Here is a 25,324-nt window from a genome sequence, read left to right as displayed (position 1 = left end):
GGCTTCCCCCCCTGCCAAGACTGAATTTTTTCAGCAGTTCAAGATCTTTAACAAACCCAAAGGTCCGGGCCCCGCAGATTTCCTGTTTAAAGTTATTTTCCGCCCTGTCATAGACAATTTTCTGCAGGCCGATAAGCGGATGGTTGAAGTCTATGATGCAGGAAATTTTGAAACAGGGTTCAGGTTCCACCCGAACCCATTTATCTCCCTGTGTTATTTCTATGGGCTCATTCACGATAAAGAGGTGCTTGGGTTTATCCTGATCTACCACGCCCACGTCGGTTATCGCCCGGGTAAATTCCCTGGCTGATCCGTCCATGATGGGGATCTCATAATCGTCCACTTCCACCAGGGCATTGTCAATGCCAAGACCTGCAAAACTTGCCATCAGATGCTCAATGGTGGAAACAATAACGCCATTGTCCCCGATAACCGTGGCAAGGCTGGTATCCACCACCAGCTTGAAAAGCGCCGGGATATCAGGGGTTCCAGGAAGATCTATACGCCGGAATTTAATGCCGTGGTTCTCCTTGGCAGGCCGGATGGTCAGGTTAGTTTTTTTACCCGAATGGACGCCTGTCCCCGAAAGACTCACCTTTCCGGCGATGGTTTGCTGATTATAAAAACTGTTCATTTTCTGTTCCAAAGTGTCTGAATACGATAAAACGTGGTATATATAGCTGATTTAAAAATACAAAGCAAAACAAATGAGAAAAATATTTGGCATGCAGACATTTTATGACAATTTAACATGATTTCAATGAATTAAGTTCCATTTTTTCTCTCTTATCTTAAATTTTTTAAAATGAGGCCTTAAATGATAGCAAAAATGAAGTCCTGCGCAGTAAACGGGTTTGAGGCCATTGTTGTAGATGTTGAAGTAGACATCACACTGGGATTGCCGGTATTCAATATGGTGGGGCTGGCTGAGACCGCTGTCCGGGAAAGCCGGGACAGGGTCCGGTCTGCCCTCCAGAACGCCGGATATACATTCCCCATGGACAGAGTGGTGGTAAACCTGGCGCCCGCGGATTTCAAAAAAGAGGGTACGGGCCTGGACCTTCCCGTAGCTTTAGGAATTCTTTGTGCCCGGGGGTTATTCCAGGCATCTGCAGCGGCATCCTGGCTGTTTGCCGGGGAGTTGTCCCTGGACGGGTACCTGCGGCCGGTCAAGGCAGCACTGCCCTTTGCCCTGGCCGCCCGGGACAATGGATTCAAAGGCATTATCCTGCCCAAAGAGAACGGAGCGCAAGCAGCGCTCGTTAAAGACATTGAGGTCCTGGCGCCGGATCATCTGACTCAGGTGGTGACTTTTCTGGCAGGAAAGACAGAACTTGCGCCCCTGGAACCTGATCTGTCCATGCTTCTGGAAACAGATGGAACAGACCGGGAAAACGATTTCTCCCATGTCCGGGGCCAGACCCATGTAAAACGGGCCATGGAAGTTGCGGCAGCAGGGCATCATCATATCCTGTTCAACGGTCCGGCGGGATCCGGGAAAAGTCTGATGGCAAAATGTTTGCCGGGAATCATGCCGGAACCATCCTTTGAAGAGGCCATGGAAATCGCCCGGGTCTATTCGGTGGCCGGGGTGGCCCGGGAACCGGGTCAGCCCCTGGGCGCACGTCCTTTCAGATCCCCTCACCATTCCATCTCCGATGCAGGACTTGTGGGCGGCGGCACAGTGCCCAGACCCGGTGAAATCACGCTGTCCCATAACGGCGTACTGTTTCTGGATGAGTTGCCTGAATTCCGGCGCAGTGTGCTGGAGGTTCTGCGCCAGCCTATAGAGGAGGGCGTCATCACCCTGGCCCGGGCCAACGCCAAGGCCACCTTTCCATGTCGGTTTATGCTCGTAGGCGCCATGAACCCCTGCCCCTGCGGCAATCTCACCAATCCGGACAGGGAATGCACCTGCACTCCGTCAAAAATTGAGCAGTACAAAAACAAAATCTCAGGCCCGCTCATGGACAGAATGGACATCCTTGTGGAGGTTCCCCGGTTGTCTTTTCAGGAAATGACGGCAGATGGACACCGGGAGTCTTCCAAATCCATCCGGAAGCGGGTGGAAAAGGCCCGGGAGATACAGACCCTTCGGTTTAAAAAGGCCGGAACAACGTGTTTTGCCAATGCAGACATGGGCCCAAAGCTTTTGCAGCAATTTTGTCCCCTGGATGCCCAAAGCAGCAGGGTGGTTGAACAGGCCATGAAACAGTTTAACCTGTCCGGCCGGGCCTATGCCTCCATATTAAAACTTGCCAGAACCATCGCTGATCTGGCAGGCGCCCACGATATACACAAACCCCATGTTCTTGAGGCGGTTCAGTACAAACGCCTGGATCAGGCCCGGGAGGACTTTGGTTGATGCTGTTCCCAACGTCCTGCAGTGGGTCACACCGCATTTTGTCCGCCCTACCGGCAGAACGTAGGGAAATTTTGCCGCTATTGTTTCTCTCTGCCGATAAAACGAAGCTCAAACCCCGCCTTACCAACTTTTTTTTAAAATAGGAGAAAAAAGAATGAGCTTTTTGGAGTAAAAAATGTTTTATTTATAATCTCTTGGTTATTATTGATGCGATAGTATGAACAAAACATATAAAGGAGAATAAGTATGAAGGTTGTTGGATTTAATGGCAGCCCTAATAAAAAGGGAAATACAGCCTGTTCACTGAACATGATTTTTGAGGAGCTGGAAAATGCCGGGATTGAGACGGAGATGATCCATGTCGGCAAAAAAAAGATACAGGGATGCACTGCCTGTCTCGATTGTGTAAAAAAACAAAATCAAGCTTGTTCCCTTGATGACGATCCGGTTAATGAATGGATTCAGAAAATAAAGGCAGCCGACGGCATTCTACTTGGTTCTCCTGTTCATTTTTCCGGTGTTGCAGGGACAATGAAATCCTTCCTTGACAGAGCATTTTTCGTTGCTTCGGTTAACGGCGGCCTGTTCCGGAACAAGGTCGGCGCAGCTGTTGCAGCTGTCCGGCGATCAGGCGGGATTTCGACAGTTGATTCCCTTAATCATTATATCAATTACTCCGAAATGGTCATGCCCTCTTCAAATTACTGGAATGTGGCACATGGTCTTGCCCCGGGGCAAGTGACGCAGGATGGAGAAGGTAAACAAATCATGGCGGTTTTAGGTAAAAATATGGCATGGCTCATGAAAATTATGGAACATGGAAAAGAACAATTTCCCCCGCCTGAACCGGTTGCCAAAATCATGACCAATTTTATCAGATAGTTGTTTGAGCTTAGTTAGCAAAATAAATCAAGTGAAAGCAGCATGGTTTTCGTCCTCCTCAGCCTCTCTTCTTTCCAAAGAGTGCGAGGCCAGGGGAAGGCGGATAATAAAATTTGCCCCTTTGCCCGGTGCGGAAGATACCCCCAGTGTACCCTTATGATTTTCCGTAATAATAAAATAAGATACGGACAGGCCCAGGCCGGTGCCCACCCCGGGGGGCTTGGTGGTAAAAAAGGGTTCGAATATCCGGTTACGGATCTCCCGGGTCATACCCGGGCCGTTGTCCTGAATCTCCATTCTCAGCATGCCGGCCTCGGCCTCCGTTGAAATCCTCAGGATAAAGCAGGGCCGGTTCCGACCGGCTTCGAGCATGGCCTGGGCCCCGTTTCTCAGGATATTGAGAATCACCTGTTGTACTTTCGCCCCTTCACAGGGAATCATGGGCAGGTTCTCTTCATATTCCCTGACAATCTTAATGGTTTTAAAATCATATTGCTTTTTAAGATCATAATCCGTAGCCGCCAGCTCCAGAATACTGTCCATGAGTTCTGCGGGATTGTGGGAAGAGACAATGGCATCGGATTTCCTGGCAAAACTGAGCATGTTGTCCACAATGACGGCCACCCGGGCCCCGGATTCATTGATGGCCTCAAGCATGTTGAAAATACCCCGCTTTTCCATAAATGCCCGGACCTGTTCCGTGGAGATGCCGATGTCGGATGCCGCCCGTTTGTTTGCCGCGATGTCGATATTCTCAAGTCGCAGTTTCATTACATTGGCGGTCTGCATGATCCCTGCCAGGGGGTTGTTGATCTCGTGCGCCATACCCGCAGCCAGTCCACCCACGGAGAGCATTTTTTCAGACTGAATTATCATCTCTTCCATCCTGACCTGATCAGTGATATCGTCCACACGGATCACCGCCCCCTCCACCCCGTTGGCCACCAGGGGGAATACGGTGATATCCTCATAACAGACCAAATTGTCCTGCATCCGGGCCTGTTTCTTACTCACTCTCTCCCTGCGGGTGGCAATGGCCTCCCTTACCTGGTCCATCCTGGGGGCCAAACGGGGATAGACCTTTTCCAGGGGGCGATCCAGGGCCTCTTCTGTAAGAAATCCAGAGACCTGTTCCGCCCTGTTGTTCCATAGGGTGATATTCCCTGCCGGGTCCACGCCGATAAGCACCGAAGGCATGGAATCCAGTATGGACTGGAGCCGTGCCCGGCTCGCCCTGAGATCTGCCGTACGTTCTTTAACCCGCTCTTCCAGGGTTTTCTTTGCGATATACAGATTTAAAAAAAACCAGAGTCCGGCAAAGAGCAGGACCTGGCATATGATCACATAAAAATAGATAAAGGCGGCCCGGTTCTGCCAGTCCACTTCTATGGTGCCGATGGTCCGATTCTGGTACCTGACCGGTTCTTCCAGTTCAACCACCGGCAGCAGCCCCGCCCGGGCCATCATACGTTCCGTAAACGAAGGTGCCTGGCCCTTAACCGCGGCATATTCTTTTTGTGAATCGTCAATAACCTGCACCGTCCTATAGCTGTTGGACCGGGCAGACAGTATCAGATAAGCAAATGGGGGCGTCTCGTACCGCCACAGGGACTCTGCAATGACAAGGGCATCTTGCCTGAGCCGCTCTTGTGCATGTTTAAAAACAATATCCTGATACCAGGTGAAAAACAATAAAAACCCCGCAGTAAATAAAGCCAGCAGCAGCACAAATACCAGCCGGATATGATCTTCAATCAAACGCGCCATATTTTCACTTCTGAGTAACTAATTTTTTTTCTTTTCTTTTGATTTTAGTTGTTTGTAAAATTGGGTTCAGTCCCAGCTGAATGGGACGCTATCAATTCAAAATCAGAATGAGGTTATGCCGTAGGCGCCAAGTATACCTGTCATTGTGCCGTCACCGGCCATATCGTTTATGGTCCGGTTAAACCGGTTAAGGATACGAGTATACCCCGACCCATTATGGATCATGAGATGAAAGGTCATTGATTGAAGAGCAATCCCGGTGTCAATAATTTTGTCCCTCACCCCGGCTCTTTGCATGCCCAGCCGGGCTCCCGCGGGCCATTCAATTGCCAAATCCCCCCTTCCGGCGGCCAGCATTTTCCAGACATTGTGGACTTCGCTGGTTTCCCAGGAGGGAATACCCAGGCTTGAGATGTGTTTATCATGCCACCCGTTGCCGCTGTAGGTTACCACGCTGTATCCCATAGCCTTGATATCCCGGACAGATTCGATGGTCCGGATCCGGTCCAGATCCGGATGTCCCGCATAGGTGAACAGGACCATTTTTTTAAGATACAAAGGATCTTGATGGGTCAGGCAATAGGTAGATCGTTCCGGCGTGGGAACGGTTATCATTCCATCGTATCTGCCGGCTCGTACCTCCTCCTGGCATCGCTTCCAGGGCATCTGCCGCCAGTGTACGGTGACGCCCATGCGCTTATCCAGAGCCTCTGAAATAATTTCGTAAAAGAAACCGGCCATTTCGCCGTTATCTTTCCGGGTAAAAAAGGGGTAAAAATCAGGATAAGCAATGGTTAAACCGTCCTGAGCCATGATCATACCGGGAAATACCAACACAACAATAATGCCTATAACACCTGACAATTTTCTCATAATATTCTCTGGACCGAACAGTTTTTATTACAGAACGTATAAAAATTATCATACGGGGATTCAAATCCCATGTAAAGCCTAATGGTTTACATTTACCAATCAGGTCTTATAATAACACGTCATGATTACTTTGGGGAATTAGAAGATGATAAAAAAAGATATATTTGAGCATGATGTAAAAGCCCAGTTCCAGGCCTCGGCCAAAGAGCGGCTGTACCGGTTTTTAATGGCGAATGACCAGATCAAAGGGGTGGTGGTACATGCAACCCGGATGGTCAAAGAGATGCAGGCCAATCATGATCTGGGTCCTTTGGAAACCCTGGTTCTGGGTCAGGCTTACATTGCCGCGGCCCTGATGAGCGGACCCCTGAAAGGCCGGGACCGGATTGCAATGAAGATCCAATGCTCCGGTCCCATAAAGGGCCTTGATGTGGAGGCCAACGCTCTTGGAGAGATCCGCGGATATTTAAAAGCCAACCCAATTGAAATAGAAAATCCGGAAAAAATAAAATGGCTGTCCACCCTTTACGGGGCAGGTTTTTTGTCGGTATCCCGGTACATAGAGGATACAAACCGACCCTATACCGGCCAGATTGCCCTGGTTCACGGCGCCATTGCCGAAGATCTGGCTGAATACTTTCTGACCTCGGAACAGATTCCTTCCGGCTTCATCCTGAGCGTGGCTTTTGATGAAAATGAAAACGTTACGGGTGCAGGCGGTATATTTCTCCAGGCACTGCCGGGTGCGCAACCGGACAACGTTGCCCGGGCCGAAAACCTGATCCGAAATATCAATGCTTTAGGCAATTGCTTTGCCCAGAATCAAACACCGGAATCCATTATTGAGACCGGCTTTGCCGATCTGTCACCGCGGTTTCTGGGCAGTTCCCGAGTAGAATTTTACTGCCCGTGCACAAAGGAACGGATGGGCGCTTACCTAAAGAACCTACCCAAAGAAGAGTGTGCTGATATCCTGGCAAACGGTCCCTTTCCATTGGAGCTTCGATGCCATCACTGTAATTCCGTCTACCGGTTCAGCCAAAAGGAGTTAACCGGTGTGCTTAGCGGATAGCCATTACTTTTGTGTGGCAAGAGATTTCAGATGATCCAAAAGAGTCTGCTCCAGCCGGGTAATGAGATCTGATGGAGGAATACCGCCCAACAGGACAGGAATGACTTCCATATCCAGGATAGCGGCAGCTGCAGCGGAGAAATTTAAATCATAAACCATTCCGGCCTGAAACACCCTCATGGCATTGAGGGTATTTACACAGCTTAAATCGTTCTGCCGGGTTTCAAGAAGGAGTTGGGCAGCGGCTGTCGGTATTTTGCCGTCATCGTGCAAATCATAGGTAATAAAACCGTGACTTGAATCCGAATTCAGATAATGGTCTTTCATTACTTTATAAATATCCATTTTGTCCGCATCCCTGAGCAGACGGGCCAGAAGACTTAAATCGCTCCCGAGCTTTCCGGAAAGACGGGGGCGGTTATGCAGGGCCACTGCCCGCAAAATCAACTGCCTGTCTGTAACGGACAAATGGGAAAGAATGTTGCTTCGCACTATTTCCCGGCACCCTAATGCTGCATGGTTTTTGGAACGGGCATCCGCATAGGTGTGAAAGACGGCAAACTGGGGGAATCTGCCCATATCATGAACCATGGCGGCAGCACAAGCACGGGCCGTTTTCGGCCCGTCAAGATCAAGTGATGCGCAAAGCATTTTCATGGCCTTGCAGACCCGGGCAGTGTGTTCCTGTTTGAGTACAAATGGATAGGCGTCTTCAGCCCTGTCGACAAAAGGTCTGGTATACGCATAAAACTGTTTTTCTATTTTTAAAAAATCATCATGGGTCATCATGGATCAATTTTCCAGGACAATGGATGGAATTTTCATAAGGGTGATTTGCCCACCGACCTAGTTATCCGGCCTCTTTTCTGACAAAAAGCATCATGATAATGCCGCCAAGCACAAAAAAAACAAACGCTGCGATCACCGGATCATCTTTGGTTGGAAGAACATTAATATTGGTCTGGACTGCCACATTGTCAAGGCAGATGATTTCCCCTGCCTGTTTCACATACTGCTGCGCCATCAACACGGTCTCTTTAAAGGGCCACAAAGCATAAAGGGAGCCTACCATCAGCCCGCCTAAAAAGGCCATGGTGGCATTATAGCAACGATAAAGGACAAAACTGACCAGCCGGGCAAACATAAGGCCGCCGAAGATAACCCCCAGGCCGAATATTCCCAGAAAGACAACAGTCTCCCAATGAAAGGACTTTAATTCAGAAATAGCCGAAATAACATCAAAATAAGTTCCCATTAAAATCAATACCAAAGAACCGCTGACACCCGGCAGTATAGTGGCTGAAATGGCAATAGCACCGCAAAATGCAATATACAGATAATCCTCAGGTGAATAACCTTGGACCGTTGACGCAATTTTTCCCGATTCAGGCATAGAAGCATCCATTCCCGCAGCAGAGGCGCCCTGAACCGGGAAGATTCGGGAAAGATAATCAGACTTCATCTTAATTTTATCGTAGGGATTGACCATGGCGGATACCCACACAGTGATGCCGACCCCAGCCAGAAGGCAAAGCACGGCCCGGGCATCAAAACGCTTAAGCATCTTTACCGGAATGATGATAGAAACCAGGATCAACCCGAAAAAAAATGAATAGGTTACACAAAAATGGTGGAGCAAAAGATATTTCATCAGACTGGAGAGGGCAAGAATGGCAACGGCGGTCCCGGCCGCAAGTTTAAACAGGAAAAAGAAACCGTTTTCTTTAAAAAATGCATAAAAATTTTTAACGCCCTGAACCGGGTGCATGAAACAGGCGAAGACAAGTTTAAGGCATTTCAGGACAAAGTTTTTATTAATCTGATTTAAAATTAAAAATACCCGCTCATATATTCCGAAAACCAGCAAAAAGGTCCCGCCGGACACCCCCGGAATAATATTGGCAACGCCTAAACAGAACCCCATGAGCAACTCTTTTATGGTTGCCGACGGAGCAGAAGAAGAAAAGGACATCAAATTTTACCTCAATATTTAGGGTGTATTAAGCAGGCCAGCCGTGTTCACCGATAAGCTTGACAAAACGGCAACCACCTAAATTGACCGTCTTAATACCCGTGCTGGTCTTTTCAATACGTAAAAGTTCCTGGGAATGCAGTCCCCCCACGGGAATAACCAGGCGCCCCCCCTCTATAAGCTGATTCACTAAAGGTTCGGGTATCCGATTCCCTCCGGCCGTGACAATGATGGCGTCAAAGGGGCTTTCGGCTTTCCAGCCCGTGGTGCCGTCGGAATAGCGGGTTACGATATTATGGTATTTCAGACGGTCAAACAGTTTCCGAGTCCGCAGATAAAGAGCATTGTTCCGTTCAATAGTATACACCCTGTAAACAATACGGGAGAGCACGGCAGCCTGGTAACCAGAGCCCGTACCGATCTCAAGGACACGCTCCTGGCCCGTCAAGGTCAGACTCTGGGTCATTTCAGCGATAATAAAAGGCTGGGAAATGGTCTGTCCCTCACCAATGGGAAGTGGGAAATCCCCATAGGCACTGTCAACCAGGGCCTCACTGACAAAAAGATGGCGGGGCACCTCGATCATGGCCTGGATCACCAAAGGATCAGTTACCCCCCTGGCAATAATCTGTTTTTCCACCATATCCCTGCGCCAACGCGAAAACTTTGTAGGTTCGTCAGTCATGGTCTTTTAATATCAGCAACCGCCGAGGCCGTCAAGCATTAGAAAACGGGTTTAAAGCCTGTAATAAAAGCCGTTATGGTAATTATCCGGCCTTCATCTTTCCCTTGCATTTGGACGCCAGTGAAAGTAATAGTAAGCCATGGATAAAACTTCTAAAATGGTAATAACCGTGTTTATCGCGGTCCTATTTTTTTGCATCGGCACGGGCGGATACATGGCCGTTGAAGGCTGGGGGGTCCTTGATTCCGCATATATGACGGCCATCACCCTGAGTACGGTGGGTTTTCTTGAAGTCCACGATCTGTCCAACGGCGGACGATTGTTCACCATTTTTCTGATATTTACAGGCGTAGGGTACTTTCTCTATCTGGGCGGTGTTTTTATCACTTCGGTTGTGGACGGTGAAATTAAAAGCATGCTGGGGAGGCAACGTTTGAACAGCAAAATAAAAAAAATGAAAAATCATTACATTGTCTGCGGATACGGTCGAATCGGCAGAATTCTGTGCAACTTCGTAGCCGAAGAGACCATAGACATTGTTGTGGTTGAACAAAGTGAAGAACTCAAAGATCTCCTGGAAAAGGATAAAATTCACTATATCATCGGAGATGCCGGAAATGAGGAAATTCTGGAGAAAGCCGGAATCAAACAGGCAAAGGCACTGGTGGCGGTTCTTGGAACGGATGCGGCAAATGTGTTCCTGGTACTCACAGCCAGACAACTCAATCCCGACATCTATATTATGGCCCGGGCAATAAGCACCATGGTGATAAAAAAACTCTATGTGGCGGGCGCCAACCAGGTGGAATGCCCCTATGATACCGGTGGGATTTCCATGGGGCTGAAGCTGTTGCGCCCTACGGTTTCCAATTTTCTGAACACGGCGCTGTCCCGGGAAAGCGATGCCATCCAGCTTGAAGAAGCCTTTGTACCGGAAACATCAAATTATGCAGGAAAACAGCTTAAGGATTCCGGTATTCGGCAGGACTACAACCTGATCATTATTGCACTCAAAGAGAAGTCAGGCCACATGGTGTTTGCCCCCAGTTTTGAAACCATTATCCACCCCTGGGACACACTGATTGTCATGGGAAAAACCGAAGACTTGAAGGCATTCAGGCGTGCGCTTGGTAATGTTTAAATCTTATAGATTACCCGGGCATCGGTAATGATGATGTCCACCGTATATTTTCTTGACTCCATCTGAATCTGATCAACAATCTGCTCTTCATAAGCCAAGGCTACCTTACGGCAGGTTTCAGGCAATTTTGTGATCAGCTTTGAATAGTAATTGTTTCCGAATCCCATGCGTCCGCCCTTGTCATCAAAGGCCAGACCCGGGATAATGGCAATATCGACATCATCCAGGGCTATTTTCTTGCACCGCTCGGGATTGGGCTCAAGCATGTCATGGGCGTTGGTCACCAAATCTTTATCAAAATGACTGATCTTATACAAAAGGAAAGTATTTTTAACATCTGTAAATACCGGTAGAATAATACTTTTCTGAATTTCCATAGCTTTTCGGATAATCTTTTCCGTAGGAATTTCCTTACTTCCGGGCGGGTACAGGAACACCTGATGGGCTTCTAAAAAGTTTGCAAATTCGAACAATTTATTTTCAATGATATTATATTTCTCTTCAATCTGTTCCGGGGACAGGGCGTTCATACGTTCGGCAACCTGGCTCAACACACTGTTTTTACCGCTTTTAGCTTCATCCATAATGGTATTCCTTAGATTATTGTACAATAATTTTTTTGCGAAATATTATACACTGTCGGACAATTGTCAACCGGCAATAATCCGTTGACTGTTTACATGGCCCGTGTTATCTGAATATAATTGTAAAAATATTATAATCAGCCACCCGTCAACCCTATAATCATGCAGGACAAAAATCAAAAATGCTTGATATAAAATTGATTAAAAATGACCTGGATACTGTTGTCCAGGGCATGAAAAAACGCCGAGCAAACATTGATTTTTCCCCATTTCTTGAAAATGAGGAAAAAAGAAAATCCCTTTTAGTTGATATTGAAGAGTTACGGCACCTAAGAAATACTGTTTCTGATGAAATTGCCAAAATGAAGAAATCCGGCCAGGACGCCCAGCCAAGCATAAATAAGATGAAAGGCGTTTCTGAGCAAATTAAGGAAATGGACAAAACACTCAATGAACTGGACGCCTGGATCAAGTCGTTCCTTATTAATATTCCCAATCTGCCCCATGAAGATGTGCCCATGGGAAAGGATGACACTGAAAACCGGCTTGAAAAGACCTGGGGTTCCCCACCGTCATTTGATTTTGAGATCAAGGACCATGCGGATATTGCCGAAGCCTTAGGCATTCTCAATCTTGGATGTGCAGCAAAACTTGCCGGTTCCAGATTTCCTTTGTACATCGGCGCAGGCGCGCGCCTGGAAAGAGCATTAATCAATTTTATGCTGGATATTCACATCACGGAGCACGGGTATAAGGAAGTTTTACCGCCGTTTATCGTAAACAGGGAAACCATGACCGGAACGGGCCAGCTGCCTAAATTTGAGGAAGAACTATTTAAGCTTGAGGGCTGGGATTACTACCTGATTCCCACATCAGAAGTGCCCATGACCAACATCCCGGCCGGAGAAATCCTGGATGAATCCAAGCTGCCCCTGAAATTTACGGCATTTACCCCCTGTTTCAGGTCCGAAGCAGGCTCCTACGGCAAAGACACCAAAGGACTGATCCGCCAACACCAGTTCAACAAAGTGGAAATGGTAAAAATCACCTCTCCGGAGAGCTCTTTTGATGAGCTTGAATCATTGCTGGCCAACGCCGAAGACATTCTCCAACGCCTGGAACTGCCATACCAGGTGGTCACCTTGTGCACCGGGGACTTGGGATTTTCCGCCGCAAAAACCTATGACCTTGAAGTGTGGATGCCCGGCCAGGATAAATACAGAGAGATATCCTCATGTTCAAACTGCCTTGATTTCCAGGCCAGGCGGGCAAACATCCGCTTCAGACGAGAAAACGCCAAAAAGCCTGAATTCTGCCACACACTGAACGGGTCAGGGCTGGCCGTGGGCAGGACCTTTGCAGCAATTCTTGAAAACTATCAAATGAAAGACGGAACCGTCAAAGTGCCCAAAGCACTGGTACCGTATATGGGAGGGTTAGAAATCATTGAATACGAATCTTAATCTGTTTCCTGAGGATATCAGACCACACATCATCCCCTCGCCCAAGGGGGAACTATACTATAAATGTCTTGGCTGCGGTGCCGAATACGGCATTGAAGAACTTTTATATGTGTGCCCGGCATGCAACGAGGTATTGCTGATCCATGACCGGAACAAAGACCAGCTCAACGCCATTTCAGGCGAAACCTGGCAGAGAATATTTGATTACCGCAAGATGCTTAAGATCCCGGCCCTTAAAGGGATTTACCGGTACCACGAATTCATAGGCCCCAGCATCCCCCTTGAATCGATCATCTATCTGGGTGAAGGACACACGCCGCTGGTGGAGGCCAACACCGCGCTCCAGGAAAAAACCGGGTTAAAGTTCTATTACAAAAACGACGGCCAGAACCCTTCAGCCTCATTTAAAGACAGGGGCATGGCCTCCGCCCTGTCCAGCATAAAATATCTTATTGACCGGGGATTTGTCTCCGAGGTCATCTCGATATGCGCCTCCACCGGCGATACCTCGGCATCGGCAGCCCTTTATGCCTCCTACCTGGGATCTAAAGTAAAATCTGCCGTACTTCTGCCCCATAAAAAGGTCACCTCCGCCCAGCTGGCCCAGCCGTTGGGAAGCGGTGCCAGGGTCTTTGAAATCCCGGGGGTTTTTGACGACTGCATGAAAGTTGTGGAGCATCTCTCCTCAAACTATCCGGTGGCACTGCTCAATTCCAAAAACGCTTGGCGGATACTGGGACAGGAGTCCTATTCCTATGAAATCGCGCAGGATTTTGACTGGGATATGGATAAAAAAGTGGTCATGGTGCCCATTGGCAATGCCGGAAATATTTCAGCGGTTATGAACGGTTTCTTAAAATTTTACAATGCCGGCATCATCAATAAACTTCCCAAAATCATTGGGGTTCAGTCCGAACATGCTGACCCGGTATACAGATACTACCTTGAACCGGATGAGGGCAAACGTAAATTTATCCCTGTCCAGACCCAGCCGAGTGTTGCCCAGGCAGCCATGATCGGCAACCCCGTATCCATGCCAAGGGTGATCCAGATCGCCAGGGAGTATGATGCGGCCAGCGGCCACAGAAATGTTTTTGTGGTCCAGGTAAAAGAACAGCAGATCATGGACTGGCAGCTCACAGCCAACCAAAACGGGCATATCACCTGCACCCAGGGAGGCGAATGTCTTGCAGGGATGGTCCAGGCAAAGGCATTGGATCTCGTGGATGAGAGCGAAACGGTGATTCTGGATGCCACGGCACATGCCATTAAATTTTCCGGATTCCAGGACCTCTATTTTAAGGGCGAACTGGCTGAAGCTTACGGTATTTCATCTGACAGCCGGTTTATCAATTTACCGGATTTTATTTCACCCGATGATCCCGAATTGATTCCGTCCCAGGAAAAACCCCTTGGTCCATCACAATTCCAAAAATTCGTAAAGGATGTGTCAGAAAAAATCGCCACCCGTTTAGGGCTTTGATCTATGTCTTTCCCCCGGGACATCATAATCAGACGTATTGTTATCCCGGCCATACTGTTTTTTTTCACCCCTTGCGCCGCTTTCTCAGCAACGGGGGTGAAAACCAGTATTAAAAAATATTCTCTATTCACTTACGAAGATCGGGGTTACCTGTGCGAGCCTTATCTGGTCGGGCAAGATGAATGGCTGTATAAAATTTTTCGCCAGAAAGGAGAAATATCCGCGTCAGATTTCCCGCTGTTTTTAAAAATATTTAAAAGCATCAATCCGCAAATAAGCAATATTGATGCCATTTCCCCCGGCAGCCAGATTCTGATTCCCCTTAAACAGGTGGATAAAAATGCTTACAAACACGAGAACAACGGCATGGTGGCGGTACCGGTGCTGGAGTTCTCTACAGAGATTAATTCTGCCACCCTATCCCGGCACATCCATGAACACGAGGTCAAAGCCGGGGAGACCATATCAGAACTGCTTTCCGAAGAATTTTTAACATCCAGGGGCCATATATCCAGGACGGGGGAAAAAATCGTGCTTCACCTCAATCCAAACATAACGGATATCAACCGTATCTATCAGGGGACAACCATCGCAATCCCTGACCCTTCAATTCTTTCCCAGCCCTGGTTTACCGATTTCATTGCCATGGGAAAAGATGTTGCACCGCTCGCAAATAACGTTGCCACCAACATTTCCGAAGAGAAACGAACAGCCACCCATTCACCCAAGCCTCTGTCCATGGCGCAGTTGACAGATCTAAAACGCTATACCCGGCTTATCCAGGGTCACCTCATGCATCAGGGAAACCTGTTTTTCCCGTCCGACAGCCAAGGCGGCAAGCCTCAATGCATCGATTTGTCAATAACACCCGTCATCAGTGACGATACCGGAAAAAAAACCGTGCTGCTTGGGCCAGATGCCAGTGAAGCGTCCATGGATCCAGACCTTGTTGCTGCTATGAAAGGCTATTGGAAAAATCTGCAATTTAAAAAATACAGTGAAGTCCTCAATGCCAAGATGCTGCTCAACACACAGACCATGAAGGATGTTCCCAGATCCCATGAATCGTTGATTCGGCTTCTTATCGCCGCCACATCTTATTCCTATGAGCCCCGGGTCTATTTCCCCCTATCCGTCAACAAAGTACAGATGACGGTCTCTTTAGGCAGGATCACCCATAAGCACGCGTCTGATATTTTAATCAATTCGGGAAGCGTTTACGGTAAAGCACTTGACGTCTTAAAAAGCCAAGGAAACCAGATCGTTGACCTACCTTCGGATCTCACGTTTGAAGATATCTGTACCCGCCTTTTTTCCCAACTTGGGTATCAGGTGTGGAAAGACCCATCGTTTAATACAGACCGGAAAGTATATAATATCCCAGGTGTTTACATTGAAAAAGGCCTGGAAAAGCTCTTTTTCACCAGGATACCCCTTTTCAAAAGAGCTACAAACTTTCTGGAAAACGAAAAAATTGATGTGATTATGCTGAATAAGGAGTCGGCCCGATGAAAACAAAACTGTTTATCCTGATTTGTATCTGTTCTGTCATGGCATCCTGTACCTCAACGGTACAGACCCAAAAACAAAATAAAATCGCCCAGGCCATCAAAAAGGAAGGCGATGTATTCCAGGCCCAGGGGAACTATACGGCGGCATTAAGCAAACTGCTTGAATCAGAAAAATTGGCACCTGACGACCCATATATTCAAAACAGCCTGGGATTGGCCTACATGGGAAAAGAAAGAGATGATCTGGCGATTCAGGTCTTCAACAAAGCCCTGGCGCTCAAGCCAGATTACACCGAGGCCCTGAACAATCTTGGTGCCGCTTACCTTCGGGAGAAAAAATGGGATATTGCCATAAAGACATTCAACAAAGTCCTTGAAGATATGACCTACCCCACCCCCCATTACCCGTTGGCCAATATCGGATGGGCCCAGTTGGAACAGAATGATTACTCCATAGCCCAGAAATATTTCCTTAAAGCATTAAGGGAAATGCCCGGATTTATCCAGGCCATCCATGGCCTTGCCCAGGTCTATATCCGAACCGGCCAGACAGACAGGGCCATCGCATACTTGGATAACAATATAAAAAGATCTCCGGACACCGTCATATTCCATGCAGACCTTGCCCAGGCATATGAAGCCTGCGACCGGACTGGCCAGGCCATCAAAACCTGGCGGGTGGTGATGCAGTTGGCCCCTAAAAATTCCAGTCTTTACCACAAGGCAGAACAGCGTCTGTTTGAACTGCAGTAAATACTATTGTACAATATGCCTTTTCTGCTCAAGCTGGACAATGGAAGGCGTCAAGAAAATAAGCAGTTCATTTCGATTATCAACCTTGGCATTTGTACCAAAAAGATAGCCTAACCCCGGAAGGTTGGCCAGAAAAGGAACACCATCTGTGTCCTGGCTCTGGGTACTTTTGATAACTCCACCGATAACAACCGTATCGTTATTATTGACCAAAAGCTCTGTTTCCGCCTCATTTGTCACCAGGGACGGGACACCTTCGGTAGTTTCGGGGCCAACGTCATTTTTGGTCAACCGCACGTTCATGGAAATTCTGTTATCCGGCGTAACATGTGGGGTGACTTCCAGCAGCAGGTCAATGTCTTTAAACGCCACACCAGCCGTGCCGTCAGAATTAAGCTCTTGATAGGCATATTGCTGGCCCTGTTTGATCATGGCCTTTTTGTTGTCCAGGGTCAAAATTCTTGGGGAGGATACGATCCTGACGTCTCCCTGTTCTTCGGACGCCGCAAGCTTTGCATTCAATGCGGTGACAGAAGACCCGAACAGTCCGAAAAAGGAAAAATCACCTGAAACACCTGATGTGTTAACAGACACAGAAAAATCATCAACAAAGCCAGATGTCGTATTAGACGCATTGGACAGGTTCCAGTTGATCCCGAAACTTCTGGAAAATTCCTTGGTGACCTCAACCACCTTGGCCTCAATCATTATCTGGGGCGTTACCGTATCCAGGCGGTTGATGAGCTCAAAAGCCTGGTCGATTTTAGCCTGGGTATCTGTAATAATCAGCTGATTGGTACGGGCATCCACTGAAATCTTGCCCCGATTCGGGGTGAGAATCTTGGATACATGGGCTTCAATATCCTTCTTTGCATCTGAATAATTGACAGGAATATATTCGGTGACAAGGGGCTCCAGGGCCTGTTTCTGTTCTTCGGATTTTTGCCGAGCCGCAATGGCTTCCTGACGTTGAGTTTCCTCCTTGGCAAGGGTTTCTGTGGTGGCAATACGGATGACATTGCCCTCCATCTTTTTACCAAGATTATTCATTTTCAGAATAAGATCAAGAATCTGGTCCCAGGGTACCGGATCCTGAAGAGTCAGTGTCACTTTACCCTGCACATCCCTGCCAATTGCAAAATTCACGCCGGCTACACTTTTTAATATCCTGAAAACATTTTTAATATCTGTTTCATAAAAGTCCAGTTTAATTTTTTCACCGGTATACCGGACCGAGGAAGGATTTAACAAAGGATCCTGGTCCGGGGAAGGCCTCTTTGCCTGGGTCGTTGATTCCCCCTGATCATATTTTTTTAATCCGGGAGGGGTATTTTTGCCGGCGTCCGAACTGACTTTGACTTGATCAAATTCAGGCGGAGAGACGTTGGGGGCTTGAAAGATCACATGAATGCCCTTAGTGGTTTGAACCACTTGGAACGGCACTTTTTCCCTGATCTTGATATCCACCAGCGTATCATTATGATTTGCAGGGTTTGGCCTGGGCATAACCTGTTCCACGGCAGAATTAAAATACCGGCTTAAAAGAGGCCGCTGATGGTGGAGGGGCACCGTTGTATTATACAATATCAGTCCGAGGGAATCATTGCGATTCTGAACGGTTTCGTATCGAACCGGATGATCCGTTAGAATCTGAACATCAGATTCGCCAAGATTATTACTGTCAAATTCAATATGGGTCAGATGGGCTGTTGTTCCAGGAATCGAAACATCTTTGGACGGTTCCACAACATCTTTCCATCCCTGTCCGGAGTCATCTGAAATAAAGCCGGCCTTTGCCGACTGTTCGGAAAGGGCCTGACTGCCCTTGATAATGATACCCAAACGGTCCGATTTTTCCTCCACAATGTACGGCAGGTCCGCTTTAAGCAGGATATCCACCTTGACTGTTGTTTGGGCCTTATCAATAAAACCGACCGTTATATCGCTGACACGGGAGTCGGAAAAGTATCCGGCATCCACCAGCCCCCGGGCAAGATGGACATTGGACAAATAGACGCTCACGGCAAAGGGGAAAGACTGCTTAATGGAAGTATAATCATTCAAAGGCCCGGAAGCCTGTATCCATACCTCAAACGCATCTGCTTTGGGGTTGACCCATATTTTGTTAACGGTTTTGGGTAAAGACGCAGAATCGTCATGGGAAATCGGACTCTCCTCAACCTTAGCTGTACTTGCCTCTACTGCGGTTTTCTGGGTTACGCACCCTGCCGTAAAGGAAAGCATCAGAACCGACACGATAAGACCTGTCACATAATGTCTGAGTACAGACCGATAATTAAGAATCATCTTCTTCCCCATCCTCGCTTTTATGAAATTTAATCTCCTCATAACGCTTAAGGCTTTTTCCTTGATAATCTTTTACTGTTTCTTCAATCTTAATACCTGTGCTGGTAATGGATGTAACCCTCCCGCCATTGGGACCGATATAAGTACCAATGGAGACCTCATACCCTTTACCGCCGGCTTCCTCCACCATAGCAATGGCCCTGTCCTGCATTTCAACAACCGCCACCAGCTTAACCTGGCTTAATTCCAATTTTTCCAGGGGGGTCAATATTCTTTCGCTTTCGAGCTTTGAATCCCCGGATGAAGCTGACCCGACAACCTCATTTTTCTCAGCAATCAAAGGAATAAAGGGATCCACCCGATCCTTGCTGTCATATTTTTCCATGGGTATAGAAATACCGGCTTTTTGTAAGCTGCCTGCACCATCAATATCACCACCGGCCTGGCTCTCTTTGACTGGATCCTGCACTGGTTTCAACTCAGAGATCAGGGCCTGTTTTTTCCCGGTATCCCCGGGGCCAGGCGTTAGCGCTACCGGCGGATTTGATTTAAAAATAGGTTTGGAAACCTCCTGGGGCTGTCTTGTCTGTTTTGGCGCAGGGGACTGCTCCTCATTGCAGGCTGATACAAACAGTAATGAGACACCCAAACCGGCCACGCAAAATATTTTAACTAATTTTTCCATATCCGGCGCCTTCTACCTCTTTGTGTGTTTCTTCTTGCCTTTGTCACCCGTACCCTCATCTTCCTTGGGTTCAACAAACATGTAGGTCAGGGCAACGCATTGCATCTGAATTGTATTTCTGTCCGCTACCTCTTTTCCGGACATCCGATTCATATTGATGGTCGACATATTGACAATACGGTTGAACCCTGCAACCCGATAAAAAAATTCGGCCATCTGGTGGTAACGCCCCGCCACCGTCATGGACAAAGGGATTTCTATATAGGACGCATTCTCCACCATGTTCTGGGGCGCAAATAACTGGACTTCAAGCCCGGCATCCCTTCCTGCCTTGGATATTTCATCCAGCAAAGAAGGCAGTTCTCTTTTATCCGGCAGAGCGGTCATGGCAATGTTGAACTGTTCCTGGGCTTGGGCCATCTGAGCTTCCACCTTTTCAAGGGCTGCGGCTTTAGCCTTGTACGTTGACAAAAGAGTTCTCTGACTTTCCAGATCTTGCCTGGCTGCCGTAAGTGTATCAAGCTTTGGGCCAAGCAGCAGAAAATAAAACCCGCCACAAATTAAGCCCACTGTGCCCAGACAAATAAGCAGACGCTGGATTTTTGTCAACTCACCTATTTTTTCAAACAGGACGTCTATCTTCCCACTTTTTTTTTCAGTACTCTGTTTCGTTTTCCCTGCCATTATTTTTCCCTTTTTGTAGACTTTCCACCCTTATCCGTCTCGTCGGGTGCCGGTTCGGACAGTCTCTTTGTGCAGGATATCTCAAATTCTTTTAACCGGAGATTATTATTAAACTCCTTTGTTTTTGACAGCTTTAAATCTACAGTTCCAAACAATTGAGAACTTTCAAGATTTCTCATGAATGCGGCAATGGTCGGGTTATCAAAGGCAATCCCTTTTAAAGAAACGGTCTGGGCATCTGCAGCCACACTGAGCAACCACATTTTTGTTTCTACAAGCCGTTGCGCCAACTCCTCCAACAATATCTGCTGCTCATTTTTTCTTTTTTTCAAATTTTCAACGATGGCCAGTTTCTCCTCCAGAATCGCCAGATTTTTCTTAATCTGGGTGACCTTATCCGCTTTTTTCTTATACATGAGGCTTTCAGCCCTTACCTGGGCAGCCTCATTCTGAATCAGGCTGATTTTATTGTTTAACATAGAGAGCGCCCAACCCAATGCCAGAAAAATAAAAATAAGGGAAAGGAAAAATACGGATACCTGACGGCGGATGTTTTCCTTTTTCCTGGCAAGCCTGAACGGCAACAGATTGATTCGTATCATTTGTCATTCACCCGTCTCATGGCAAGCCCCAGTGCGATGGGGGACAGAAGCTGGTACGCTTCCAGTTCACCGAGTTCTTTTGAATCGCTGACCAGTCCGGCAAAGGGATTAATCTTTGAGACAGTTACCTTGAGCGCCGCAGTCAATTTCTCAGCCAGCAGATCTATGAAACCACCCCCGCCGCTGATAACAATCATTTCAATCCCGTCATTGCCGGGACCGGACTCAAAGGTATGAACCACCTCGCAGATATCTGAACACCAGTTGTCGACAACGATTTCATACAGGTCGTCCAACGACTGTCCAGATTCCGGATAATCAACCTCGCCCATGATGATCTGCAAGGCTTTTTCCCGGTCAATCTCAAGTCGCTCACTGACAACAGAAACAAGCTGGTAACATCCGTTGGTCATGTCCCGCATCATCATGGAATTGTTATTCTGAAGGATATTCACACTTGTTTTGGAAGCCCCCACATCAAGCAGCAGGGTTATTCGCTCATGATCTACATCAGGAAGCGTTTCATAAACATTTTGAAGGGCAAACGTATCTACGTCAATAATAACTGGATTAAGGCCTGCCATATGAATCAGCTCAACATATTCATCGACCAGATCCTGTCTTACCGCGACAAGAAGCACATTCATCTGTTCAGAAGAGTATTCGCTGTCACCCAAAATCTGGTAATCGATATTAACATCATCTATATCATAAGGAATATATTGCTCGGCCTCTGCCCGAATATTTCTATGCAGTTCCTCGTCAGGCACCTTTGATGTGCTGATGGTCTTGATAACAACCGAATGGCCGCCGGTGGAAATCGCCACATTTTTTTCCTTGATATTCTGCGACTTAAACAAGGAGCGAATAATTTCAGCCAACCCCTCCGTATCGGCAATCCGGCCTTCCTGAATCATGCCTTCGGGGATCTTTGCGATGCCGAATTTATGAAGCCGTCTGCCTTTCTTGGTTGTCTTCAGTTCGGCCACTTTGGCGAAAGCAGCTCCAATATCTAGGCCTACAAGATGATCTTTTTTTCCAAACATCATACGCATCTATCCCCAACTATGACTGTCGCAATGGGCTTGATATGAAGAATGCAAATAATAGTTATTGATATCCTAAACTTATATGACTATATATTTGATACGAAATGGGCGTAAAGTCAAGCAGAATAAAACTATTTAACTGATTGAATAGCAAATAAAAAAGGTGCTTGCCAAATTTAAAACCCCAAAAACATGACTTTTTTTTTTATAATCAAAGGCATCCAAAAAGACGAATTAATGTGAAAATAAAACAACAGAAAGAGACCGACAATTCAGGCACCCGGCCTTTTGTGCTCGTCAAAGCCTTCACTGTCTCAAGCCTTGTTGTCATGCTTACGGCAACCATCGTCATTGCGGCTTTGAATGCCCACTGGGTAAGAAAAATACTGCTTGAAAAAAGCAAGGAGTATAACCAACTTCTGGTGGAAAACCTCAACCATCAAATATTTTTAAGATTTGTCTGGCCTGTGGTTTTCAAACATGGAGAGATAAAGTTGCGGGAACCAAGCCAGTATCAACTTCTTGACACGGTTGTTAAAAACACCCTGCATAGTTTCCATGTTGACATGGTCAATATATACGCAACGGACAATGTTATTGCCTACAGCCTGGACAAAGCTCAGATCGGCAAAAAAAATGCCGGGGGGGTTCATTATGAAAAAGCCATGAAAAAGGAGGTAACCTCCAAGCTCATTCAGCAGGGCAACCGGATTGAGCTGACATTCTGGTTTCCCAAAGAGACAAAAATTGTTACCTTTGCCCCGTTGATGCAGGAAGTCCAACTCACCCGGGAAAAAGACAGGATGGTTATCGGCGTTATTCAAATTATCAGGGATGTATCTGATGACTATCAGCAGGTATTTAAACTCCAGGGACTGATTGTCGTCAGTTGCGCTACGATCATGGGCATTCTTTTTCTTATTCTCCGGTTTGTGGTGAAACATGGCGAGAGTATTATTGAGCGCAGGGCTGAAGAAAGGCTCAAGCTGGAAGAAAAACTGCATCAGGCTGAGCACCTGTCCGCAATCGGTGAAATGACCGCCGGCGTATCACACGAAATTCGCAATCCTTTAGGGATTATAAAAAGCTCTGCACAGCTGATGGAAAAAAAAATGGCAAAACTGGATCCATCCAGCAATATTCCGGGAATCATTGTTGAAGAATCCACGCGTTTAGACCGCATCATCACAGATTTCCTTGATTTTGCAAAACCTAAAATCGCAGACTTAAGGCCCTGCTGTCTGGAAGACATCATAGAAAAAAATATCACTTTTTTATCGTCCTTAGATGAGCATAAAGATATCAAAATCATCCGGGAGTACCAGGGCAGCCTCCCGGTGTCGGACATTCTTGGGGACTCTGCCATGCTCTATCAGGCTTTTTTAAATATTTTCCTAAATGCATTTCAGGCCATGGACCAGACGGATGGAAGCATCACCATTGCCACATGGCATGAGCCCGGGTTTGTCCATGCCAGCTTTACAGACACCGGCCCGGGCATTGACGAAGATGTGCTAAAAAAAATCTGGACGCCCTTTTTCACCACCAAGGAAATGGGAACCGGTTTAGGCCTTGGTATCATTAAAAACATCATTCAGGCGCACCACGGGGAAATCAGCATAACCAATGCCCAACCCAGCGGGACCAGGGTGGAGATACGCCTGCCCGCAGCGCAGTAAACTATCCGGGAGTTATAATGGAAAATATATTGATTGTGGATGACGAAAAACACTACCCAATGATTATAGGGGAGATTCTGTCCGGAGAAGGGTATACCCCGTTCACCGCATCCAGCGGGATGGAGGCTCTGGATATCCTTAATAGCCAGGCCATTGACCTGGTCTTATCCGATGTCAAAATGCCGGGCATGTCCGGCATTGACCTCATTCAATCCCTCAAAGAGCTATCCGGAGATATCCAGATCGTCATCTTGACGGGGCACCCGACTGTGGACACGGCGATCACCGCTCTGCGCGAGGGGGTGTTTGATTACCTGCGCAAGCCGGACGATATCGGCCGGGTCGTTGACATCGTGCGCAAGGCCCTGGACGGCGCTTCCCGGAGCCACGGCGCCCCGCCGCTCCCTCCCCTCGAGTCTTCCACCGAGGGGGAAGAGCCTGGATTTGTGCTCGGCGAAGCTGGCGGCCCCATGCTCGTTGGCGGCAGCCCGGAGATGCGCAAGGTCGCGCGGCTCATTCGAGAAGTGGCCCACTCGGACCTGACCGTGCTTCTGCGCGGCGAAACGGGGACGGGAAAGGATGTGGCCGCGCAGCTCATTCATCAGTTTTCGGGGCGAAGCCGCACAGGGGCATTCTGCAAGGTGAACTGTCCGGCGGTCCAGGAGAGCCTGCTGGAATCGGAGATGTTCGGCTACGACAAGGGGGCGTTCACCGGGGCGGATCGGCAGCGGCCCGGACGCTTCGAGCAGGCCGCGGGCGGCACCGTATTTCTGGACGAGATCGGCGCGATTTCGGCGGCGGTCCAGGCGAAGCTCCTCGAGGCCATCGAGCACAAGAGCTTCTACCGTGTCGGTGGAACTGAGCGGATCCACGTCGATGTGCGCATTGTGGCGGCCACCAACGCGCCCCTCGAGGAGGATGTGGATAAGCGCAGGTTCCGGAGTGACCTCTTCTACCGTTTGCAGCATTTCACGATACACCTTCCCCCGTTGCGGAAGCGGACGGACGATATCCCCGGGCTGGTGGACCATTTCGTGAGGAAGTACACGGTCAAGTACGGGCATGAACGGCCCCCCTTGCCGGTCGAGACGATGCGGCGCATGCTGGCCTACGCGTGGCCCGGCAACGTCCGCGAACTCGAGGGCATGATGTCGTGCTACATGCTGACGGGCGACACCCGTGCCATCGAGGAGGCCCTGGACGCGTCCTGTCCTTCGACTGTCGAGGAGCGGAGCCGGAGCGTGCTTCAGGATCGCGAAGTGCAGACGCTGACCGCGGCCTTGTCTCAGACCGGGTGGAACCAGCGCCAGGCGGCAAGGCTGTTGGGCGTGAGCTATAGTGCCCTGCGGCGCCGGATTGCCAAGTACGACCTCAACAAGCCCGACCCCTGAGGGGATTGGCATCCGGTGTTGCAGAGTGAGAATGCGCGCCGTGAACACCTCCACCCCGCCCACGCGGCCCAATTCCTTACCGCTTCAAACCGAAAACCGGCGCGTCCGGCATGGATCCCGTCACCGGCGCCACAACTGGATCGCCTTCCCAGGCGGGGTCGATCAACAGGGCGGTCTCACCCTTCGCAAGCTCGATGGTGTACCGGTTTACGCCCAGGGCCGTGATCGCCACGCCCTCGGCGGCATCAAGGCGGGGCGGGCCTGAAAAGTCCGCCCGCAGGCGGCACGGCTCGCCCGCGAGGCTCGATACCCGCACCCATGCGGTCTGCCCGTTGGCGCGCGCGGCGCTGACCAGAAAAGCGCCTTGCGCCCGCCA

The 25,324-nt window shown here is 48.4% G+C and carries 23 protein-coding genes; 10 read left to right on the top strand and 13 right to left on the bottom strand.

Going from position 1 to position 25,324, the window contains the following annotated elements:
* Window positions 1-634: UDP-3-O-acyl-N-acetylglucosamine deacetylase (lpxC, locus tag B3D59_RS15255; RefSeq protein WP_286821466.1), on the bottom strand; the 634-nt coding region annotated here is incomplete at its 3' end.
* Window positions 635-817: 183 nt separating this feature from the next.
* On the opposite strand from lpxC, the gene B3D59_RS15250 reads away from it, so the two are divergent.
* Both B3D59_RS15250 and B3D59_RS15245 read left to right on the top strand, forming a co-directional pair.
* Window positions 818-2,365 (top strand): YifB family Mg chelatase-like AAA ATPase, encoded by a 1,548-nt coding sequence (locus tag B3D59_RS15250; RefSeq protein WP_286821465.1) that lies wholly within the window; start codon window positions 818-820, stop codon window positions 2,363-2,365.
* A gap of 246 nt (window positions 2,366-2,611) precedes the next feature.
* Window positions 2,612-3,247, top strand: coding sequence for a flavodoxin family protein (locus tag B3D59_RS15245; protein ID WP_286821460.1), 636 nt, complete (start codon window positions 2,612-2,614; stop codon window positions 3,245-3,247).
* A 27-nt stretch (window positions 3,248-3,274) separates the two neighbouring features.
* On the opposite strand, the gene B3D59_RS15240 is transcribed toward B3D59_RS15245, so the two are convergent.
* Both B3D59_RS15240 and B3D59_RS15235 read right to left on the bottom strand, forming a co-directional pair.
* Complete coding sequence (locus tag B3D59_RS15240) at window positions 3,275-5,014, bottom strand: two-component system sensor histidine kinase NtrB (RefSeq protein WP_286821453.1); 1,740 nt, start codon at window positions 5,012-5,014, stop codon at window positions 3,275-3,277.
* A 102-nt stretch (window positions 5,015-5,116) separates the two neighbouring features.
* Window positions 5,117-5,887 carry a substrate-binding periplasmic protein gene (locus tag B3D59_RS15235; protein WP_286821447.1) on the bottom strand — a complete coding sequence of 257 codons (771 nt, stop codon included), beginning with the start codon at window positions 5,885-5,887 and terminating at the stop codon, window positions 5,117-5,119.
* A gap of 145 nt (window positions 5,888-6,032) precedes the next feature.
* On the opposite strand from B3D59_RS15235, the gene B3D59_RS15230 reads away from it, so the two are divergent.
* Window positions 6,033-6,959, top strand: a complete 927-nt coding sequence (locus B3D59_RS15230) for an Hsp33 family molecular chaperone HslO (protein ID WP_286821444.1) — start codon at window positions 6,033-6,035, stop codon at window positions 6,957-6,959.
* Window positions 6,960-6,962: 3 nt separating this feature from the next.
* Here the strand turns inward: B3D59_RS15230 and B3D59_RS15225 are convergent, their stop codons facing one another.
* From B3D59_RS15225 to B3D59_RS15215, 3 genes are all read right to left on the bottom strand, one after another.
* On the bottom strand, window positions 6,963-7,748 hold the full coding sequence (locus B3D59_RS15225) for an HD domain-containing protein (RefSeq protein ID WP_286821439.1): 786 nt from the start codon (window positions 7,746-7,748) through the stop codon (window positions 6,963-6,965).
* 61 nt (window positions 7,749-7,809) lie between these two features.
* Window positions 7,810-8,931: a DUF368 domain-containing protein gene (locus B3D59_RS15220; RefSeq protein WP_286821434.1), complete on the bottom strand. Its 1,122-nt coding sequence runs from the start codon at window positions 8,929-8,931 to the stop codon at window positions 7,810-7,812.
* 28 nt (window positions 8,932-8,959) lie between these two features.
* Window positions 8,960-9,616, bottom strand: a complete 657-nt coding sequence (locus tag B3D59_RS15215; RefSeq protein ID WP_286821428.1) for a protein-L-isoaspartate(D-aspartate) O-methyltransferase — start codon at window positions 9,614-9,616, stop codon at window positions 8,960-8,962.
* Between the two features lie 157 nt (window positions 9,617-9,773).
* Here B3D59_RS15215 and B3D59_RS15210 point away from each other — a divergent pair, with 157 nt between their 5' ends.
* Complete coding sequence (locus B3D59_RS15210) at window positions 9,774-10,757, top strand: potassium channel family protein (protein ID WP_286821422.1); 984 nt, start codon at window positions 9,774-9,776, stop codon at window positions 10,755-10,757.
* On the opposite strand, the gene B3D59_RS15205 is transcribed toward B3D59_RS15210, so the two are convergent.
* Entirely contained in the window at window positions 10,754-11,341 is a 588-nt protein-coding gene (locus B3D59_RS15205) for a 5-formyltetrahydrofolate cyclo-ligase (RefSeq protein WP_286821418.1), read from the bottom strand. The two genes, B3D59_RS15210 and B3D59_RS15205, sit on opposite strands and share 4 nt — an antisense overlap.
* A 182-nt stretch (window positions 11,342-11,523) precedes the next feature.
* On the opposite strand from B3D59_RS15205, the gene serS reads away from it, so the two are divergent.
* The 4 genes from serS to B3D59_RS15185 all read left to right on the top strand — a co-directional run bounded on the left by serS (window position 11,524) and on the right by B3D59_RS15185 (window position 16,551).
* Entirely contained in the window at window positions 11,524-12,804 is a 1,281-nt protein-coding gene (gene serS, locus B3D59_RS15200) for a serine--tRNA ligase (RefSeq protein ID WP_286821412.1), read from the top strand.
* A complete protein-coding gene (gene thrC, locus B3D59_RS15195; RefSeq protein WP_286821408.1) occupies window positions 12,788-14,287 on the top strand; it encodes a threonine synthase in 1,500 nt (499 codons plus the stop codon). The genes serS and thrC overlap by 17 nt, the downstream gene beginning before the upstream one ends.
* Window positions 14,288-14,383: 96 nt before the next feature.
* A complete protein-coding gene (locus B3D59_RS15190; RefSeq protein WP_286821403.1) occupies window positions 14,384-15,799 on the top strand; it encodes a hypothetical protein in 1,416 nt (471 codons plus the stop codon).
* Window positions 15,796-16,551: a tetratricopeptide repeat protein gene (locus B3D59_RS15185; RefSeq protein ID WP_286821400.1), complete on the top strand. Its 756-nt coding sequence runs from the start codon at window positions 15,796-15,798 to the stop codon at window positions 16,549-16,551. Before B3D59_RS15190 ends, B3D59_RS15185 begins: the two co-directional genes overlap by 4 nt.
* A 3-nt stretch (window positions 16,552-16,554) precedes the next feature.
* On the opposite strand, the gene B3D59_RS15180 is transcribed toward B3D59_RS15185, so the two are convergent.
* The 5 genes from B3D59_RS15180 to pilM are packed head-to-tail and all read right to left on the bottom strand — an operon-like array spanning window position 16,555 to window position 21,878.
* The gene (locus B3D59_RS15180; protein ID WP_286821394.1) at window positions 16,555-18,858 is read right to left on the bottom strand and encodes a type IV pilus secretin PilQ; all 2,304 of its coding nucleotides are present in this window, start codon (window positions 18,856-18,858) and stop codon (window positions 16,555-16,557) included.
* Window positions 18,848-19,543 carry a pilus assembly protein PilP gene (locus B3D59_RS15175; protein ID WP_286821389.1) on the bottom strand — a complete coding sequence of 232 codons (696 nt, stop codon included), beginning with the start codon at window positions 19,541-19,543 and terminating at the stop codon, window positions 18,848-18,850. The genes B3D59_RS15180 and B3D59_RS15175 overlap by 11 nt, the downstream gene beginning before the upstream one ends.
* A 12-nt stretch (window positions 19,544-19,555) precedes the next feature.
* Window positions 19,556-20,227 carry a type 4a pilus biogenesis protein PilO gene (locus tag B3D59_RS15170; RefSeq protein WP_286821388.1) on the bottom strand — a complete coding sequence of 224 codons (672 nt, stop codon included), beginning with the start codon at window positions 20,225-20,227 and terminating at the stop codon, window positions 19,556-19,558.
* A complete protein-coding gene (locus tag B3D59_RS15165) occupies window positions 20,227-20,829 on the bottom strand; it encodes a PilN domain-containing protein (RefSeq protein WP_277001960.1) in 603 nt (200 codons plus the stop codon). The genes B3D59_RS15170 and B3D59_RS15165 overlap by 1 nt, the downstream gene beginning before the upstream one ends.
* Complete coding sequence (gene pilM, locus B3D59_RS15160) at window positions 20,826-21,878, bottom strand: type IV pilus biogenesis protein PilM (protein WP_286821380.1); 1,053 nt, start codon at window positions 21,876-21,878, stop codon at window positions 20,826-20,828. Before pilM ends, B3D59_RS15165 begins: the two co-directional genes overlap by 4 nt.
* Before the next feature lie 239 nt (window positions 21,879-22,117).
* On the opposite strand from pilM, the gene B3D59_RS15155 reads away from it, so the two are divergent.
* Together B3D59_RS15155 and B3D59_RS15150 are read left to right on the top strand one after the other, a co-directional pair.
* Complete coding sequence (locus B3D59_RS15155) at window positions 22,118-23,557, top strand: two-component system sensor histidine kinase NtrB (RefSeq protein WP_286821374.1); 1,440 nt, start codon at window positions 22,118-22,120, stop codon at window positions 23,555-23,557.
* 17 nt (window positions 23,558-23,574) lie between these two features.
* Window positions 23,575-24,948, top strand: a complete 1,374-nt coding sequence (locus B3D59_RS15150; RefSeq protein WP_286821373.1) for a sigma-54-dependent transcriptional regulator — start codon at window positions 23,575-23,577, stop codon at window positions 24,946-24,948.
* 76 nt (window positions 24,949-25,024) lie between these two features.
* Here the strand turns inward: B3D59_RS15150 and B3D59_RS15145 are convergent.
* On the bottom strand, window positions 25,025-25,324 hold a 300-nt coding region (locus tag B3D59_RS15145; RefSeq protein ID WP_286821371.1), incomplete at its 5' end, for a hypothetical protein.

It is taken from the genome of Desulfobacter sp. UBA2225 (genome assembly GCF_002348205.1).
In the GTDB taxonomy this organism is placed as follows: domain Bacteria; phylum Desulfobacterota; class Desulfobacteria; order Desulfobacterales; family Desulfobacteraceae; genus Desulfobacter; species Desulfobacter postgatei.
Note: the sequence above shows the minus strand (reverse complement) of the source record. Positions and strands in the feature narration are given on the sequence as shown.

Bases quoted from the DNA above. Each gene is read 5' to 3' on its own strand.
- B3D59_RS15175 (WP_286821389.1), bottom strand. From the start codon at position 19,543: ATGGAAAAATTAGTTAAAATATTTTGCGTGGCCGGTTTGGGTGTCTCA.
- B3D59_RS15210 (WP_286821422.1), top strand. From the start codon at position 9,774: ATGGTAATAACCGTGTTTATCGCGGTCCTATTTTTTTGCATCGGCACG.
- B3D59_RS15205 (WP_286821418.1), bottom strand. From the start codon at position 11,341: ATGGATGAAGCTAAAAGCGGTAAAAACAGTGTGTTGAGCCAGGTTGCC.
- B3D59_RS15180 (WP_286821394.1), bottom strand. From the start codon at position 18,858: ATGATTCTTAATTATCGGTCTGTACTCAGACATTATGTGACAGGTCTT.
- B3D59_RS15170 (WP_286821388.1), bottom strand. From the start codon at position 20,227: ATGGCAGGGAAAACGAAACAGAGTACTGAAAAAAAAAGTGGGAAGATA.
- B3D59_RS15250 (WP_286821465.1), top strand. From the start codon at position 818: ATGATAGCAAAAATGAAGTCCTGCGCAGTAAACGGGTTTGAGGCCATT.
- B3D59_RS15245 (WP_286821460.1), top strand. From the start codon at position 2,612: ATGAAGGTTGTTGGATTTAATGGCAGCCCTAATAAAAAGGGAAATACA.
- B3D59_RS15235 (WP_286821447.1), bottom strand. From the start codon at position 5,887: ATGAGAAAATTGTCAGGTGTTATAGGCATTATTGTTGTGTTGGTATTT.
- pilM (WP_286821380.1), bottom strand. From the start codon at position 21,878: ATGATGTTTGGAAAAAAAGATCATCTTGTAGGCCTAGATATTGGAGCT.
- B3D59_RS15220 (WP_286821434.1), bottom strand. From the start codon at position 8,931: ATGTCCTTTTCTTCTTCTGCTCCGTCGGCAACCATAAAAGAGTTGCTC.
- B3D59_RS15230 (WP_286821444.1), top strand. From the start codon at position 6,033: ATGATAAAAAAAGATATATTTGAGCATGATGTAAAAGCCCAGTTCCAG.
- B3D59_RS15215 (WP_286821428.1), bottom strand. From the start codon at position 9,616: ATGACTGACGAACCTACAAAGTTTTCGCGTTGGCGCAGGGATATGGTG.
- serS (WP_286821412.1), top strand. From the start codon at position 11,524: ATGCTTGATATAAAATTGATTAAAAATGACCTGGATACTGTTGTCCAG.
- B3D59_RS15225 (WP_286821439.1), bottom strand. From the start codon at position 7,748: ATGATGACCCATGATGATTTTTTAAAAATAGAAAAACAGTTTTATGCG.
- B3D59_RS15150 (WP_286821373.1), top strand. From the start codon at position 23,575: ATGGAAAATATATTGATTGTGGATGACGAAAAACACTACCCAATGATT.
- B3D59_RS15240 (WP_286821453.1), bottom strand. From the start codon at position 5,014: ATGGCGCGTTTGATTGAAGATCATATCCGGCTGGTATTTGTGCTGCTG.
- B3D59_RS15165 (WP_277001960.1), bottom strand. From the start codon at position 20,829: ATGATACGAATCAATCTGTTGCCGTTCAGGCTTGCCAGGAAAAAGGAA.
- B3D59_RS15185 (WP_286821400.1), top strand. From the start codon at position 15,796: ATGAAAACAAAACTGTTTATCCTGATTTGTATCTGTTCTGTCATGGCA.